This window comes from Geitlerinema sp. PCC 9228 (assembly GCF_001870905.1).
GTDB lineage: Bacteria > Cyanobacteriota > Cyanobacteriia > Cyanobacteriales > PCC-9228 > PCC-9228.
The window spans coordinates 1-17,662 of the sequence record NZ_LNDC01000018.1 but is presented as its reverse complement, the minus strand read 5'-3'; the positions used below and the strand labels follow the sequence as shown (position 1 = coordinate 17,662).

The window sequence follows — 17,662 nt, the reverse complement described above, 5'->3', positions numbered from 1 at the left end:
TTTAAAGAACTTTGTTTTCTAGTTTGCCGGCTGTGTAGGGATTTTGCCAACCCAATTTTTTCCTAATTTGGCTAGAGAGATTGACATTTTTCCTTAATCGCTATAAAGTAATAAATAGGACATGAGAATCATTATCAGTTTCACGCAAGCAGGGATAGAAGCTTCTGTCCTGCTTGCCAACGGTTTGCAGTGGCAGCGAGTACAGCCAGTACGTGAGACGCAATTTCACCTTCCTGCTTGCAAAATGACAACCCAGGCTGCTTCCCCATTGTGGCACTCTCCGTGCTGCGGCTTTCCTAGAGAAATCGTCTCGCCTACTGTATCCGTACTGGTGCCACTTGCAAACTTTCCTCACCTAGGAGGGAAATCATGAAAATTGCCGTTGCCAGCCAAAACCAACATCAAATTACCGCGCATACCGGACATTGCCGCCGGTTTTGGGTTTACGAGTGCGAGAACGGAGAAATTCGCGACCAACAGTTTTTAGAACTATCTCCCCAACAATCTTTCCACGAAACGTCTCCCCAAGCCAACCACCCCCTCGACGGCATCCAAGCGTTACTTGCTCGCAACTTTGGTTGGGGATTGCAACGCCACCTGCAAAGTCGGGGAATTCAGCCAATCGCCACAGCAAAAACCGATCCCGAAGCCGCCGTTCGAGATTATTTGGATAATTCCCAGCCGGAGCATGTTCCCAATCGTCAGTTGTTTGGGAGAAACGGAGGTCGCCGTAGCGATCGCGGTCGCCGGATGCGGCGAGGAAAACGGGGCCATCCAGCTGGGGGATTTCTCAATCGATAGTCCCTAATCATATCTATTTTTGTCAAATTCCAAACGCACTCAACCATTAGTAACAGGAGTATCCCCAAACTTTCGTCAATTTTTTTCTTATTCTGAGGTTGCTAGGAACGCTATGAACCAAAAAAACGGTCACCAAGAACTGGAATACGACGTACTAATTGTGGGAGCGGGTATGGTTGGCTCCTCCCTAGCAGCCGCTTTGGGACAAACGTCTCTGAGAGTGGGAATTATTGAAGCCAAAACCCGCCAAGAAAGAGTTAATGGTGATGACGGCAGAGCCAGCGCTCTTGCCCTGGGATCGGTACAGATTTTGGACCGCATTGGTGCTTGGAAAGTCATGCGATCGCTGGGGGTTTCTCCCATCGAACAAGTACAAATCTCCGACGAACAATTTCCTTTGGTAGCCACCTTACGCCGGGAAGAGATTCAAGTAGAGGCTCTGGGATATGTAGTGGAAAATTGGGTGACCAGCAATGCTTTGGAGCAAGTTTTAGCCCAACAAACGGATGTACACACGTTCTGCCCGGCTAAAATTAAGTCCATGGCCACCCATCGCGATCGCGTGGAAGTGCTTTTAGATTGGGACGGCAAAGAACAGCCCCTAACCGCTCAATTACTTGTGGGCGCTGACGGCAGACAATCCTGGGTACGCCAGTGGGCCAACTTACCCATGAATTCGGTAGAATACGACCAAGTGCTGATTGTTAGCAACGTTACCACCGAATTTTCTCACAGCCAAACCGGATACGAACGCTTTCACCGCAGCGGTCCTTTTGCTGTTTTGCCCATGACCCCATCGCCAGAGGCACCGGATTTATCTCGCAGCTGTGTGGTGTGGACGGCGAAAAAGGAAGAGCGCGATCGCTTGATGTCTCTCGACGACCGAGCTTTTATGGAAGCCATGCAGCCGCGCCTGCCTAAGGAAATGGGTCAATTGCGATCGATTACCCCCCGCTCTTGCTACGTTCCCCGCCGCCAGCACGTACGCCAGTATGCCGCCCAGCGCCTGACTTTAATTGGCGATGCTGCTCATGCAACCCATCCTGTAGGCGGACAAGGATTTAATATGGGTATGCGCGATGTGGCAGCTTTATCGTCTTTGCTGATAGAAGCACACATTCAAGGGAAAGACTTGGGCGATCGCGACTTACTGCAACGCTACCAGCAACAGCGCCAGCCGGACAACGAAACCGTATTAACAGCTACTGACCTGGCCAATCGTGTTTTTTCCAATGACTGGTTACCGTTACAGTGGATGCGGGATTTGGGATTGGTCGGCATCGATCGTTTCCTGCCTGTCAAAAAGGTCTTGATTGAGTATGCCATGGGACTAGCTGATGGGTTGCCTCGATAATTTGTTTGAGTGTAACCATCAATCCGACGCGAGTAGGGGTATTTTGTGAAGTGCCCCTACTTCTTATTTTTTGCAGGTTTTTCCTACCATTTCCGTAAAAATCTGCCAGAAATAATTGGAAGATTTTGGTAGGAGGACAACGCGTTGCGCCCCTACCAGGGAAATCGAGAAATTCCCAAAAATTATTTATTGTTTTTCAGATGCTACGTCGGAACCTACCCATTTTTGTTAATTTTTATTAAGTTTTTCAACCCATCCCTACTAGATCGTAGAGGCAACAACAACCACCAATAACGCTTTCTGGATGCGATCGCCTCTTTTTGCATTAAACAGCTTTATACTAAGGATTAGAAAAAATAGCGTTTCTTATCTTTACCTTTTTAAGAAAAACCCGGTAAGCTAGGGACGAATCCTTTAAGAAACGCAATAAAACTTTTCATTTTTGCGCCAACCGTCCGAAGCAACGTCACTATTGAGGAATCTCTATGGCAGAACTGTGCAGTCAGACCATCTGGCTTGTGCCATTGTATGCCCTGTTGGGGGCAGTTTTGGGACTGCCGTGGTCTCCTGGTATTATTCGGCGTACCGGTCCAAGACCCGCCGGATACATTAACATTATCACCACGTTTGTTGCCTTGGTACACAGCGTGCTGGCGTTACCAGCAACTCTCAATCGCCCTCCTTATTTTTTCTCTGTCAACTGGCTGGATGCGGCGGGATTGCAAATTGACTTTTCTGTAAAGGTTTCCGTCATGACCGTCGCTGCCCTCATTGTCATCGCCGGTCTGAACCTCATCGCCCAAGTCTTTGCCATTGGCTATATGGAAATGGACTGGGGATGGGCGCGATTTTATGCTTTGCTGGCTTTATTTGAAGCTGGCATTAGTACCCTAGTGCTTTGCAACTCCCTCTTCTTCAGCTACGTTGTTTTGGAAATTCTCACTTTAGGCACCTATCTACTGATTGGATTTTGGTTCAACCAATCCCTGGTGGTCACCGGAGCGCGGGATGCGTTCCTGACCAAGCGGGTGGGCGACTTGATTTTGCTCATGGGTGTTGTTGCCATCTTACCCCTAGCGGGGACCTGGGATTTCGGCGAGTTGGCAGTTTGGGCAGAAAACGCCGATTTGTCTCCCACCACCGCTACGTTGCTGAGTTTGGCTTTGCTTGCCGGTCCGGTGGGCAAATGCGCCCAATTTCCCTTGCATTTGTGGCTGGACGAAGCTATGGAAGGTCCAATTCCGGCTACAATTCTGCGCAATACGATTGTCGTAGCCACCGGAGCGTGGGTGCTGATTCAAGTAGAACCAGTAATTTCCCTCTCTTCGGTGGGAACGTCAGCAGCGATCGCGATTGGCGCGGCTACTGCCATTGGCACTTCTTTGATTGCCATTGCCCAAATTGACGTTAAGCGAACCCTCTCCTACACCACCAGCGCTTACATGGGCTTGATTTTTATCGCCGTAGGGACCGGGGAAATCAACGTTGCCTATATTCTACTGCTGACCTATGGCATGGCCATGGCTTTGTTGGTCGCCTGTGTTGGTTGTATTCTTGCCAACAATATTACCCAAGACCTCACCCAATACGGCGGTTTGTGGTCGCGCCGTCCGATTGTGGGACTGAGCTTTCTTGTCGGTACTGCCTCTCTGGTGGCGGTTCCTCCCTTGGGCGGTTTCTGGGCACTGTTGCAAATGGCTAGCAATCTGTGGCAAAGCCAACCCCTGTTGGTGGGTGTGGTGTTGCTGGTGAACGGTTTGACCGCTTTCGGTATGACCCGGGTATTTGGTCTGATGTTTGCCGGTCAGCCCCAGGAAATGACCAAACGCTCTCCGGAGGTTCTGTGGGCAATGGTTCTGCCCACAACAATTCAAATGGGATTTGCCCTGCATTTGCCTTTATTCCTGTTGCAGTGGAATTTGCTGCCCTCCTGGGAAGACCTGAACAAACCAGCGATCGCTTTGTTGTTGCTCACCACATATATGGGCATGCAATTGGGCGGTTTGATTTATCTCAACCCCAACTGGAAAAAACCCGTACGCTTGCAACCGCAATTTTTGCAAGAATTGCTGGCTCAGGATTTGTACACTGCCAAACTGTACCGCTTCACCATTGTTTCCATTGTGGGAATTGTCTCGCAACTTATTTCCTGGATCGATCGCTATGTTGTGGATGGTTTGGTAAATCTAGTAGGCTTGGCAACCATATTTAGCGGTCAGAGCTTGCGGTACAACGTTTCCGGGCAAACCCAATTTTATGCCTTCACCATTGTCGTTGGCGTTGCTTTGCTTGGTCTAATGGTGTCTTGGTCGCTGCTGTCCAACGCTTCCATTGTGATTTCTTCATAAGTGAGGAAGGATTGTAAGGAATTTTTCGACTATGCTAAGTGCCCTGATTGCCATTCCTCTGGTGGCGGCGATCGCGATCGCGGTTTTGCCGAAATCGGTCAACGCTGCCACGGTCAGAAACATTTCCCAAGTCGTTGCGATCGCCTTACTTGGTTGGTCGCTGTGGTTGTTGGCTGGCTTCGACATCACCAGCCCCGAACTGCAATTTAGCGAACATTACTGGTGGGTGGAACTGGTAGGACTAAGCTACAGTTTGGCCGTCGATGGTCTATCCATGCCCTTAGTGGTTCTGGGCGCTTTGCTAACTTGGATTGCCATTCTCTGTAGCGATACCAACCTACCCCGCGTTCGCCTATACTATGCCTTAATTTTCCTAGCTAGCGCCGGGATTATGGGCGCGCTTCTGGCTCAGAACTTGCTCTTGTTCGTCCTATTTTACGAGTTGGAACTGATTCCGTTTTACCTGCTTGTGGGCATTTGGGGCGGTGAAAAGCGCGGCTACGCCTCCATGAAGTTCCTACTTTATACCGCCGTATCCGGTTTGTTGGTTCTGGCGGCTTTCTTTGGTATGACTTTGCTGAGCGATGCCAGTAGCTTTGACTATAGCGAAATTGCTACCCAAGGCTTTGCCCTCCAAGCACAATTGTTGTTCCTTAGCTTGCTGCTGGTGGGTTTTGGTATCAAAATTCCGCTGGTTCCCTTACATACTTGGTTGCCCGATGCTTACGTGGAGGCATCGCCCCCGATTGCGATTTTGTTGGGCGGTATTTTAGCCAAGTTGGGAACTTACGGATTGGTTCGTTTTGGTTTGGGATTGTTCCCAGAGGCTTGGTCCTTGGTTGCCCCCGGATTGGCAGCAGTGGGAACCCTGAGCGTGGTTTACGGTGCTGTCTGCGCGATCGCACAAACAGATATCAAACGCATGGTGGCTTACAGTTCCATCGGTCACATGGGATATATCTTGGTGGCTGCTGCCGCTGGTACTCGTTTGAGTATTCTGGGTTCGGTGGCGCAAATGGTGAGCCACGGATTGATTCTCGCTCTGCTGTTCCATTTGGTGGGGATTGTAGAAGTCAAAGCTGGTACCCGCGATCGCGGCGTTCTCAATGGTTTGCTCAATCCCATCCGCGGTTTACCCCTCACCAGTGCTTTGTTGATTGTAGCGGGGATGGCTAGTGCAGGCATTCCTGGCTTGGTGGGATTCGCAGCGGAATTTATCATTTTCCAAGGAAGTTTCTCCATTTTCCCCATTCCCACGCTGGTTTGTATTATCGCTTCCGGCTTGACCGCTGTCTATTTCGTGATTCTGCTCAACCGCACTTGTTTTGGCAAATTAGACAACCAACGCGCCTACTACCCACAAGTAACCCGGTCTGAAAGAATTCCCGCCTACATTCTAGCGGCAACCATTTTCTTTCTGGGCATTCAACCCAATTGGTTGGTTAGCTGGATGGAAACCACCACCAACAATTTGGCAGCCAATCTCTACGAGTCCCCTAGCGAACAAGTGGCTGTTGTTTGGGAAGAAAAGCAGTAACTTTTGAGGTCAACTATGGTGCAAAATATCGCCGAACCTAAAGCCAAAATCCCCCCATCCAATCACGAATTTGCGGAGATTATCCATCGCCTGGAAGCCGGTGGTGCTATGCTGCCGGATACGCCGGAAAATTTGATGCAAATTATCGGCATTTACAAAGCCTATGCCGTTCCTATGGATTTCTACTGGCGGGATTTGCTGTACATTGCCGAACGGGTTTTTCTCAATCCCGTACCTTTCTTTAAATACTTTTTGCCCCAGGAATATTTGGATTTGGAAAATCACTACGCTGGGGAAAATGCCGACTATCGCGTTTGGCAAAAAGGTGATGGCAAGGCGCATCCGGAACTGATTGAATTTATGAAAAGAGGGGAGACTAAGAAAAATATCCCCAAACTCCTGCACCATTGGTATCACGATCGCATTAATATGGAATTTGCCGAAGCCTGTATGAAAGCCATGCTTTGGCATCAAAATATGGGGGGTAAATTCGACGAATATCTAGAAAGCGATGAATACAAAGCCAACGCCGATCGCGCCATTAAAGCCTATTTTAAAAACAATCCTTTGATGCTGGGGCTGTACAAATTGTTCCCGGAAATGTTTTACGAACAAGTTCGGGAAATGTCGTACTATGCCAATTTGGGATTGTTTTGGGAAGTGATGGCACCGGTGTTTTTTGAAATGAGCGATCGCTACGATGCTGGCGAATTTAAAACTGTTACCGATGCCATGAATTTCTTGGTCAATGCCATTTTCATTGCTGCCGGTCGCCCCATTTACCACCATGTTTACATCGACGGGGAATGTTACGAAATCATCCCCAAATCCAAAGGGTTTATGTGGCTTTACGAAGCGGCTTTGCCCTATGTGGAAGCGGTCTTTTACCGGACGGCCCCTTTTCGGGGAACCAAATCTTACAATGCCCAAGCTAAGGAGGTTCCCGACCAGCAAAAGGATTTTCACTACGGCATTCTCTATGCGGATGTATTTCCCGTGGGAACAGCAGGCATTCCGCCTACTTTGTTAATGCAAGATATGTATCACTTCTTGCCGGACTATCTGGTGGACTACTACCGCCAGCACTGTCGCAAGGAGGACGATATGCTCATCCAATTGGGGATTACGTTCCAGCGTTCCATGTATTGCGTCACTTCTGCAGTGATTCAAGCCCTGCGAACGGCCCTGCTGTATCCCCTCGACGACCCCAATCCGGAACATTTAATGGCCAATCGCCGCTTTTTTGAAGCGCAAATGGACCGGTTCCTGCGTCCGGAAGCACGCTTGCGGGATATTCAAAGCCAGGATTATCGGTAAGCGATTGGACCTGTGGCTGTGGCATCCCCCTGGCTCTGGGGGACCACAAGGGGTATACCAAATCCGATGTATGTAGACCCACAAAAAAACGCTTGTGCTGAGCCTGCCAAAGCTTAGGGATAGTACCCTAACTCCCTACAGAATAATTGTGGTTTGCCCATCTCGGATTGGGTATTCTAGGACTTCTTGAAAAACAATGATTTTCTGGGGAGACCCTTCGTGAAGTATCTCCAGAAAAATACACCGATTATTTCTTGCAAACTTTTTGCTATCTAGATCAAAAAATTGAGAATTCGTCTTGATTGGTATGCCATCGGGTCAGCAAAGGGGAGAATAAAATCCCCATGGCACCGCCCCAAAACCAAAGATGGCACCAAGTTATCCAAGGCAAATGCCCCCGTGGCGTAGATTCGTCCTGGTAAAAGTGAATTTGCTGGAGACTCAACCAGCGATCGCCCTGACGCCATCCCAAGCGATCGCCCAGGTGGCAGGTAGTTTCCCAATCAATACAACCGCCCAACTCCTGCCAAATTTGGTACTGGACGCTAAAACCAAATTTCCCTTGGGAATGTTTTACCCACAAGCGATCGATGGTTTGTAAAAACGAGCGAGAAAAGTTTTCCACATCAGCATTGTCCAACCAATTTTGGTCGGGTTTGCCTGCCGCGCGTAGCATCAGGGCGGCGGTTTCCCGGTCGGCTTGTTGCCAGTTTTCTGCAACTAATAACTGGTGTAAGTAGCTGCAATCGACACTTGCTCCCTGTCTCATACTACCTAACGCTGCCACGATCTCGATATACGGGTAAGGTTACCGTAAAAGTGGACCCTTTTCCTGCCTGACTTTTGACGGCAATAGAACCGCCACAGTGGGAAAGCAACTGCTGTACAATGGTGAGCCCCAATCCTGCCCCTTGCGATTCAAATCCCGAATTTTGGTGGCGAACCCGATAGAAACGCTCGAAGATGTGGTAAGTTTCTCGGTGGGGAATGCCAATGCCGGTATCTTGAAACGAAATGACCACCTTGTCGTCTTTTTCTTGGGTATATACCCAAATTCTACCGTTTTCCGGCGTGAAGCGAATACTGTTGTTCAGTAGTTCGATGGCAATTTTGCGCAGCCATCCCACCACGCAAGCCACCGGTGGCAATTCCTCGCCAATAGTATAAGCCAGGGAAATGGATTTTTCCTGGGCTACCGGTTGAAAGGTACTGACCACACCAGGAATTACCTCCGCTAGGTGAATGGGTTCCAACCGATGTTGTGGTGCCGATGTTTCCAACCTTTGTAGTTCCACAACCCCTTCAATGAGAGAATTTTGGCGATCGCATCCCTGTTGGAGGGCTTGAATGTAGCGTTCCCGCTGCGATGCTTTCAACTGGGCAGAGTTGAGTAGCGACAGGGCAGTTTTCATATTGGTGACTGGTGTCCGCAATTCTTGGGAAAATTGGTTGATAAACTCATCCTTCCAAGTGAGAGATTCTTGCAAGGCGGTATTTTCGCTCTGTAGAGTGTCCAGTTCCCGCGCTTGTTGGCGGTAGCTGAGCATGGTGCGACGCACTTGTTCTTGTTGCTTGATTTGCTGGCACCACAACATTTCGGCAAAGGCGTTATTTCCGAACGCCTGCACCTCGGGTGAAGGCAAATAAGCACGTTCCGCCTCGGGAATCAGTGGCATCAAGGTATCCACCAAGGCCTTTACCATGCGGCTGTCTAGGGAAAGCAATGTCAGTAGCGGTCCTTTATAGGATTTTTTCTGGGTTTGAGCACTGGCAGAACGGGGTCGATGGGCAATAACCGCGCCGCAGGTGGTTTCTGTATAGCCAATTAAAAAATATTCGCGACGCAGGTAGGGATTGCGTGCAGAGAGGGAAAAAAACGTTACTGGTGAGGAAGATTCCCCATTGTCGGCGAAATTGTTGTCTAAAATATCTGATGGGGAAGTCAAGGGTTGGGAAATATCTTCTTCCTCCTCGCCATCGGGAGTGGTTGGTTTGGCTTGAAAAATACACACGCGATGGCGCGCATCGGTTTTTTTCAGCAAGCGGTCTTGGGTAACTTGCCATCCCCTGCCTTGGGGAAATTTTAATAGCAGCGTTGCGGAGTGTTCCGACTCCATCAACCAATCCACCAACACGGTTTTTGCGGAATGGAGGGTGGCTGGGCTTAGCTGCAAAGACCGCGGCGGCGGTTGGTGTTGGCAGGCTTGTTGGTATAAAGATAGCCCTGAAACTGGTAGTGCAGTCATAAGCGTAACATGGTTAAGATCGGCGACCGAGCTGGGGAGGCACGGGAGTATGGGAGAAACAAGGGTATCTCATCTATCTCCCCATCTCCTCATCCGCATTGGTAGAAAAGCAGTGGGGGGAGAGACACCTACTATCCTTTCAAGATACAAGATCCCCACAGGCACCGTCAGGAAATATGAAGATGTGTTAGGAAATCTCTACGTATTTTCTCGGTTGACAAAATCTACCAATTCCTTTCTCGGAGTGCCTGGAGCGCCTGTTCGCGGTCGTCAAAATGAATTTTTTCCGTACCAATAATTTGATAGTCTTCGTGACCTTTGCCAACAATGGCAACGCTATCCCCTGGCTGGGCGGTTTGGATGGCATGGGAAATGGCACTAGCGCGATCGCAAATTACTTCGGGAGAAACCCCTTCGGGAATGCCTTGCAAGATATCTTGCAAAATGGTTTCCGGGTCTTCGGTTCTGGGATTGTCGGAAGTCACCACCACCCGGTCTGCCAGTTGCGCGGCAATTTGCCCCATGATGGGACGTTTGCCCCGATCGCGATCGCCTCCGCAGCCAAAGACACACACCAACTCTCGCGCTACGTAGGGTCGCATGGCTTGCAAGACATTTTCCAAACTATCGGGGGTGTGGGCGTAATCCACTACCACGGTGAGATCCTGGTTGGGGTCTGCCTGGACTTTTTCCATTCGCCCCGGAACTCCCTGAAATTGGGGCAACGCCGCCGCGATCGCTTCTAGATCTGCTCCCAATTGCAATGCTGCCCCCACCGCTGCTAGGGCATTGGCTAGGTTGTATCGTCCAATCGCCGGTAGCGATAAATCTGCCTCTCCGTGAGGCGTATGGATTTTCCCTGTCACCCCATCGGGATGCAAATGCAAATCGTAGGGATACAATTCCACGCTGCTATCGGTCAAGCTGTAGCGCCAAACCGACTGCGGATCCAACCGTTCCAACAAACGCTGGCCGTAGGCATCATCCACATTAACGATTGCCTGACCCCGCAAATACCCTTTAGAAAACAGCAACGCCTTGGCCTCGAAATAATTTTCCATGGTTTTGTGAAAATCTAGATGGTCTTGGCTGAGGTTGGTAAACACCGCTACGTCGAACTGACAGCCCAACACCCGCCCCTGCTGCAAGGCGTGGGAACTCACCTCCATCACCATCGACCGCGCCCCCGCTGCGTAAGCCTGGGACAGCTGCTGTTGCAACCGATCGGCAAAAGGGGTGGTATGAACTGCTGTTTCCTGATGGTGCGGCCAGCGGGCATACAGCGTTCCTAACAAAGCCGTTGGTTGCTGCGCCTTTTGCAATAGAAACTCAATTAAGTGAGTGGTGGTGGTTTTGCCATTGGTTCCCGTCACGCCCACCATGCGTAGTTTTTGGGTAGGATGCCCGTAAAATGCCGCCGCCACCTCCGCGCAGGCAGCGACCATATCATCTACCGGAATCACTATTTCCTGAAATTGTGGGGGAACCTGCTGGTAAGCCTGGCGAGAGACCAAAGCTGCGATCGCCCCCGAAGCGATCGCTCCCTGCCAAAACTCACCCCCATCAACCCGCGTACCTGGCATGCCCAAAAATAAATCTCCCTGTTGACAAATGTGGGAATTTGTGCATAGGCGTTTCACATCCCCCGTCACCTGGGGAACTTCTGCCAAACCAATGCGATCGGAGATTACATCCAACAATTCTTGAAGTTCCATCGTTCCTCTTCAATTTGTCTGCCTATTGTCTATATCTATAGATGTAGATGGGGAGATAGAAACCTTGGGAGATTGAGAAAATCGCAAAACACAACCAATTGCCCACATCCCCCACGCTCCCATCACCCCTGCTCATACTCGCGCAACATCCTCGCCAACCGTTCCACAGAAATCCCCGGAGAAGGGCGAGGCAATCGCACCTGTTCTCCTGGCGACGTTTCTTGGACCAAAACTGGAATTGCGTATTGGTAAGCAGCAAACCAATCATCGCGGGTCGTAATATCGCGAATCTCCAAAGAAATTTGGGGATTTTCCACCTGTTCCAATTTTTCCTGCAAACCTTCGCACAAGTGGCATCCAGGCTTGCTGTACAAAATCAATTTCATAAAATCTCCCATTTTCCGACCGGATTATGTGTGTTTTGTGTATAATAAACGTGGAAAGCATGATAATCTAATCGGTGGATTGCAGCGAGCAATCCGTAAATCTGTTGAAAAGTTAGCGTAGAAGGATAGCATGGTCTCGACTCTAAACGTTACCGATCGCACTCCTGGTTTTGACCTGGACGAACTCAACCAACGCTTTGAGAATGCCCATCCTAGAGAAATTCTAGCCTGGTGTGTAGAAAATATACCTACTGGTTTGGTGCAAACCAGTGCGTTCAACATCGACGACATGGTGATTACCGATTTGCTATATCGGAAACTATCCCCCCAAAACCCAGTTCCGGTCATCTTTTTGGACACGCTGCATCATTTTCCGGAAACTTTGGAACTGGTAGAGCGCGCCAAAGAACAATACAATCTCAACCTGCAAGTTTACAAAACCCCCGACGTCAACAACCGCGAGGAATTTGCCGCCAAACACGGCGAAGCCCTTTGGGAAAAAGACGTACAACAATTCCACCACTTGACCAAAATCGAACCCCTTCACCGGGGATTGGACGAACTAAACACCGTGGCTTGGATTACCGGTCGTCGTCGCGACCAAGCCGCCACGCGCGCCAACATGCCAGTCTTTGAATTGGATGCGAAAGGACGAGTTAAGGTCAATCCCCTCGCTGCTTGGACCCGCCAAGCCAGTTGGGAATATGCTGGCCAGCACAACGTTCCCTACAATCCTCTCCACGAGAAAGGCTATCCCAGTATTGGCGACGAACCTCTCACGACTCCCGTGCGCGAAGGGGAAGACGAACGTGCTGGTCGCTGGCGCGGCATGGGCAAGCTAGAATGCGGCATTCACGTTTAGCTAGCCTTGGGGGCGGAATTTTCCTTCGCCCCTACAATACCCGTAAATATTCTGGCGCGATCGCGGCAATAGGGGAAGCCCGATCCAAAGCGGTAATAGGGCGGCGGGGGTAAAAAAAATCCTGTTTGTCTTCACTGACTCGGCATTTCCGGACAGGCCATCCCATCCCTGCGCCGCAAAATAGCTGGTTGCATTGGCTCTTCCTACAATTTTTATTGGTTTTTCCCTAGTATTGCTTATAGAATACAAAAAAATGTTTTTTGACCAGAAAACCAAACAAAAATCAAAAAGCAGTGTGGTAGTTTTAGCATGATTCGCGTTTTACATTTATCTGATGTTCACCTAGGCAGTGGTTTCAGCCACGGCAAAGTGAATCCCGAAACTGGTTTAAACACGCGCCTGGAAGACTTCGTTGCGACCCTCAGCCTTAGTATCGATCGCGCTTTGGCAGAACCGGTGGACTTGGTTGTATTTGGTGGCGATGCTTTTCCCGATGCCACTCCTCCTCCCTACATCCAAGAAGCTTTTGCCAGCCAGTTTCGTCGCCTGGCAGATGCCAATATTCCCGCGGTGTTGTTGGTGGGCAACCACGACCAATATTCCCAAGGCCAGGGTGGGGCTAGTCTGTGTATCTATCGTACCCTGGGCGTTCCCGGCATGGTTGTGGGCGATCGCTTGGCTACCCACCGCATCGAAACCTCCAACGGTCCGGTTCAGGTGGTGACGCTGCCTTGGGTTACCCGGTCTACCCTCCTCACGCGGCGGTCTACAGAAGGGTTATCCCTCGAAGAAGTGAACAATATGCTGGTGGAACGCTTGCGGGTGGCTTTGGAAGGGGAAATTCGCCAGCTCGATCCTGAGATTCCCACCATTTTGCTCGCTCACTTAATGATGGACAACGCTCGTTTTGGTGCCGAACGATTGCTGGCTGTCAGTAAAGGATTTTCTATCCCCCTGTCTCTTGTTGCCCGCGAATGTTTTGACTACGTGGCGTTGGGTCACGTTCACAAGCATCAAGTCCTTTGCGACCATCCTCCCGTTATCTATCCGGGCAGCATCGAACGGGTAGATTTTAGCGAAGAAAAAGAGGAAAAAGGCTACGTCCTCGCCAAATTAGAAAAAGGCAATGTGGAATGGGGATTTTGTCCCCTCCCTGCCCGTTCTTTTTGTACCATTTCCGTGGATTTATCGGAGTCCGAAGCCCCACAAGAGAAACTCTTGCAAGCTATTCAGCGTAAAAAGTTCACCGGTGCTGTGGTTCGGTTGATTTATAAATTGCGTTCCGACCAGTTGGAACAAATCGACGATGCTACCTTACACAAGGCTCTAGCCGATGCCCACAGCTACCGCATCCAACCGGAGTTGGTTAGCCAGCTGGCTAGACCCCGCATGCCGGAACTTGCCCAACACCAATCGTTGGACCCCATCGCTGCTTTGTCTACTTACTTAGACCAACGGGAAGATTTAAAAGACTTGCGCGAGGATATGCTGGCAGCAGCCAAACAAATGCTGGCTGAGGAGGAAGGAGAGACGGTGGACGCCCCCCAAAGCGATCGCGATGTCGCTCCTTTCCCCAGCCAAACGTCAATTCCCAGCAATTCTGAAAACAGTCAAAACGGTCAAAGCGATCGCACCAATAGCAACAGCCAAGACCGTTCGGAGCATCCAAATACAGATAGAGAACAGTTGCGCCTGTTTTAAAATAGGCAAAACTTCCCTACAAGTGGCGATTTTGGGAAAATTGAATTTGCTCCCACATATGTTCGGGAGTTTGGGAAGGCTCTTTGCAAGTCAAACCCTGACAAACCAAAGCTATAGCGCCGGCCGGTAGCGCGCTTTCTACTTGCAAAACACAAGCAGGTAGATAGGACCCCAATAACTCTCCCAAGCGATCGCGGCTGGTACGCACCACCGTATAATTCTGATACCAATCTAGCGCCGAAAACAACACCGGACAGGCTTGTGGCGTTTCGGTCATAATCTTATCAAAGGATTGAATGGTTTCCTTAGCGTGGTCCAAATACTGCAAATCCCGGGATAGCATCGCCAAACGCACCAAATTACCAGCAGCAACTCCATTGGTGGAAGGCGTGGCATTATCCATGTAACTGCGTTCGCGGACCAACAATTCGTTGCTGCTATCTTCGGCAGTATTAAAATATCCCCCCATTTCCACACAATACATGCGATCGTCAAATTCTTTTTGCACCTGCATGGCTTTTTCCAGCCACGTTTGCGCTTCCACGCCAGTTTGTGCCGCAGTTCCCTCGCGCAAGGAAGCCTGATGCAAGTCTAGCAAGGCTTTCACCAACAACGCATAATCTTCCCCTTGGGCCGGAACCGCCGCTTCGCCGTTGTAGTTTACCCGGTGCAACCGACCGTTGACCCACTGATGGTTTAAAATAAATTGAGCGGCGCGTACGGCAGGTTGCAGGTATTCGATTTCTCCCAACACCGCATAGGCACGGGCCAAACCGGAAATGGTTAAACTATTCCAAGCAACAATGGCTTTGGTATCGGTTACCGGGGGAATGCGACCTTCCCAGTTGCCGGTTTTGGCTTCCTGGTTGTTGGTTGCCGGGGGAAAGGTGTCGATGGCTTCGGGATTGTGGCCGTAGCGGATACGGAATAGCTTACGTAGCGCGCTTTTGGCGGCATCGGAGAGGGGGTCGCGGGTACGGCGTTGCAGGACGTTGTGACCTTCAAAATTTCCTTGGGGAGAAACGGTGAAAGCCGACTCCAGCGCCATCATTTCTTCGCTATCGAGCAAATATTCCAAATCTTGATACTGCCAAACGTAAAATCCTCCCTCTTCCGGTTCTTCGTCGTCGGGATTGGTAAAGCTATCCGCATCCTGGGAAGCGTAAAAATAGCCTTCCGGAGCGGTCATTTCCCGACGTAACCATGCTAAAATCCCTGCCATGGCTTCTTGGAAAACCGATTCTTTGATGCCAGCACTCCACAAATTGGCCAAATATTCCAAAATCTGACCGTTGTCGTAGAGCATTTTTTCAAAGTGGGGAACTGTCCAAGTGGCATCCACAGTATAGCGGTGAAAGCCACCTGCCACGTGGTCGCAAATACCGCCAGTAGCCAAAACTATGCCGCGTTGAACAGCCGCCTGCTTGGGGTCGTGTTCTTGGGAAATCCCGGAAAACCGACTGGAACGCAGGACGTTTTCGGCGTAGGGAATCATGGGGAAGCTGTTGCCAAATCCCTCGAAACTGAGGACTTTGGTATTGACCTCGGCCCCTTTTTGCAGCAACTCCGGGGGAAATTCCTCTCCCGTACCGGGAACCACGGCGGTTTGGCGCAGGTTTTGGTAAATTTCCTGTTTGACCGACTGCAACTTGGTTTTTTCGGTATCGTAAAATCGGCGAATGGCTTGCAAAACTTGCATGAATCCCGGCATGCCAAACCGCGGTTCCACGGGAAAGTACGTACCGCCGTAGAAGGGAACCAAGTCGTCGGGGGAAAGAAAGATGTTTAGCGGCCACCCTCCCTGTCCGGTCATCATTTGCAAGGCTTGCATGTAGATGCTGTCGATATCGGGACGTTCCTCGCGGTCTACTTTGATGGGGAGGAAGTTGGCGTTCATATATTCGGCGATTTGGGGATTGGAAAAGGCTTCCCCTTCCATGACCGTACACCAGTGGCAGCTGGAATAGCCGATGGACAAAAAGATGGGTTTGTCTTCTTGACGGGCCTGGTTTAAGGCTTCATCGCACCAGTACCACCAATCAATGGGATTTTCGGCGTGTTTGCGCAAATACAGGCTTTGGGTTTCGATGAGGCGATTGGTCATGGGTAAACTCGTTATGAATACGACTTTGGTTGCCTGTAGTGTATCGCGATCGCTTGTCGGTCTGCTACGAGTCGTTTTTGTACGCCAAGGCAAACCGTTCGATGCCGGCGAGGTCGGGGAAAATTTGTACGTCGCGGTAGCTGCCTTGTTGCTGCAGCAGTTCCCGTACTGGTGATGCCTGGCCGGCCATCATTTCAAATAATAATATTCCGCCGGGATGCAAATAAGTAGGTGCGATCGCAATGAGGTGGCGAATGTAGTCCAACCCATCCTCTCCCCCATCTAAAGCGGCGTGGGGTTCGTGGTTGGCGACTTCCGGTTGCAGCGTGGGGACGATTGCCGTGGGAATGTAGGGAGGGTTGGAAACCATGCCGCTGATGCGTCCGCGATCGCTTGCCAGCGGTTGCAGCCAAGACCCCTGGTAGAAGGTAATGCGGTCTGGGGGGAGGAGATTTTTGGCGTTGGTTTGCGCGATCGCTAGCGCATTTTTATCGATTTCCGTAGCATAAATTGTTGCATTTGTCAATTCTTTTGCCAAAGCAATGGCAATGGCACCACTGCCAGTTCCCACATCCACCCAAATACCGGCAGCCAAAGGAGAATCCTGGCTGAATTTTTTTGCCAAATCCACCAAAAGTTCCGTTTCCGGTCGGGGAATTAGTACCTGGGGGGAGACTTGCAACGAAAATCCACGCCAAGGGGTGGTACCGGTAATGTACTGAACTGGCAATCGTTGGCTACAGCGTTGCTGCCAGCTTTGTTCTAGACTTTCCCAAGTAAAAGGCAAGTTGATTTGCGGCCATTCCCGAAACGACCCCAACCGCAACGTGAGTTTATCCAAACCAGCGATTTCCTGCAACAGCCAATCCACCTCGTCGGGGGAAATATCGGCGGCCACTGCCTGTTGGCGTGCTTTTTGGTACCATTGCCAAAGGTGCGATCCGGAGATGGAAAAGAGGGAGGCCATATTTCTACGATAAGTTCTGAAAACCTATAATACCATTTAAAAAAATGATTTTCTGGAATTTTTTAGTTCTTTTTTTTAGAGGGGGATTCGAGAAACGCTCCTATAAAAATCCCCATTTATATCTTGCAACTTTTTAACGGGACTTAAAAACGAACAAAAATCAATTAAGCTAAAATGTAGAGGAAATAGACATTTCACGTTGAGGTTCCTCCCATAAAGAAACAACGCCCGCAGCTATGCCCCCTTGTTTTGAGAGATGGTGCCGACGTTTCGATGATTGTTTTTCTACATCTGCTCAAAAACAGGGATTTCGGCACGATTTGT

The 17,662-nt window shown here is 50.1% G+C and carries 13 protein-coding genes; 7 read left to right on the top strand and 6 right to left on the bottom strand.

What is annotated here, in order from left to right; genetic code table 11:
• Positions 1–369: 369 nt before the first annotated feature.
• The 5 genes from AS151_RS01130 to AS151_RS01110 all read left to right on the top strand — a co-directional run bounded on the left by AS151_RS01130 (position 370) and on the right by AS151_RS01110 (position 7,357).
• On the top strand, positions 370–801 hold the full coding sequence (locus tag AS151_RS01130; protein ID WP_071515238.1) for a NifB/NifX family molybdenum-iron cluster-binding protein: 432 nt from the start codon (positions 370–372) through the stop codon (positions 799–801).
• 112 nt (positions 802–913) lie between these two features.
• Positions 914–2,155 carry a UbiH/UbiF/VisC/COQ6 family ubiquinone biosynthesis hydroxylase gene (locus tag AS151_RS01125; protein WP_071515237.1) on the top strand — a complete coding sequence of 414 codons (1,242 nt, stop codon included), beginning with the start codon at positions 914–916 and terminating at the stop codon, positions 2,153–2,155.
• Positions 2,156–2,640: 485 nt separating this feature from the next.
• Positions 2,641–4,503, top strand: coding sequence for an NAD(P)H-quinone oxidoreductase subunit F (locus AS151_RS01120; RefSeq protein WP_071515236.1), 1,863 nt, complete (start codon positions 2,641–2,643; stop codon positions 4,501–4,503).
• 31 nt (positions 4,504–4,534) lie between these two features.
• Positions 4,535–6,040, top strand: a complete 1,506-nt coding sequence (locus tag AS151_RS01115) for an NADH-quinone oxidoreductase subunit M (protein ID WP_071515235.1) — start codon at positions 4,535–4,537, stop codon at positions 6,038–6,040.
• A gap of 15 nt (positions 6,041–6,055) precedes the next feature.
• Positions 6,056–7,357 (top strand): CO2 hydration protein, encoded by a 1,302-nt coding sequence (locus AS151_RS01110; protein WP_071515234.1) that lies wholly within the window; start codon positions 6,056–6,058, stop codon positions 7,355–7,357.
• Positions 7,358–7,634: 277 nt separating this feature from the next.
• Here the strand turns inward: AS151_RS01110 and AS151_RS01105 are convergent, their stop codons facing one another.
• From AS151_RS01105 to AS151_RS01090, 4 genes are all read right to left on the bottom strand, one after another.
• On the bottom strand, positions 7,635–8,126 hold the full coding sequence (locus AS151_RS01105; protein ID WP_071515233.1) for a GUN4 domain-containing protein: 492 nt from the start codon (positions 8,124–8,126) through the stop codon (positions 7,635–7,637).
• A 1-nt stretch (position 8,127) separates the two neighbouring features.
• The gene (locus AS151_RS01100) at positions 8,128–9,603 is read right to left on the bottom strand and encodes an ATP-binding protein (RefSeq protein WP_071515232.1); all 1,476 of its coding nucleotides are present in this window, start codon (positions 9,601–9,603) and stop codon (positions 8,128–8,130) included.
• Positions 9,604–9,827: 224 nt separating this feature from the next.
• The gene (locus AS151_RS01095) at positions 9,828–11,318 is read right to left on the bottom strand and encodes a UDP-N-acetylmuramoyl-L-alanyl-D-glutamate--2,6-diaminopimelate ligase (protein WP_071515231.1); all 1,491 of its coding nucleotides are present in this window, start codon (positions 11,316–11,318) and stop codon (positions 9,828–9,830) included.
• Positions 11,319–11,440: 122 nt separating this feature from the next.
• The gene (locus AS151_RS01090; protein ID WP_071515230.1) at positions 11,441–11,704 is read right to left on the bottom strand and encodes a glutaredoxin family protein; all 264 of its coding nucleotides are present in this window, start codon (positions 11,702–11,704) and stop codon (positions 11,441–11,443) included.
• Positions 11,705–11,834: 130 nt separating this feature from the next.
• Between AS151_RS01090 and cysH the strand changes: the two genes are divergently transcribed.
• Complete coding sequence (gene cysH / locus AS151_RS01085; RefSeq protein ID WP_071515229.1) at positions 11,835–12,566, top strand: phosphoadenosine phosphosulfate reductase; 732 nt, start codon at positions 11,835–11,837, stop codon at positions 12,564–12,566.
• A gap of 309 nt (positions 12,567–12,875) precedes the next feature.
• Positions 12,876–14,267, top strand: coding sequence for an exonuclease subunit SbcD (gene sbcD / locus AS151_RS01080; RefSeq protein ID WP_084639325.1), 1,392 nt, complete (start codon positions 12,876–12,878; stop codon positions 14,265–14,267).
• Between the two features lie 16 nt (positions 14,268–14,283).
• Here sbcD and AS151_RS01075 read toward each other — a convergent pair whose 3' ends face one another.
• Together AS151_RS01075 and prmC are read right to left on the bottom strand one after the other, a co-directional pair.
• The gene (locus AS151_RS01075) at positions 14,284–16,371 is read right to left on the bottom strand and encodes a thioredoxin domain-containing protein (protein WP_071515228.1); all 2,088 of its coding nucleotides are present in this window, start codon (positions 16,369–16,371) and stop codon (positions 14,284–14,286) included.
• Between the two features lie 64 nt (positions 16,372–16,435).
• Positions 16,436–17,338 carry a peptide chain release factor N(5)-glutamine methyltransferase gene (gene prmC, locus AS151_RS01070; RefSeq protein WP_071515227.1) on the bottom strand — a complete coding sequence of 301 codons (903 nt, stop codon included), beginning with the start codon at positions 17,336–17,338 and terminating at the stop codon, positions 16,436–16,438.
• Between the last annotated feature and the right edge of the window lie 324 nt (positions 17,339–17,662).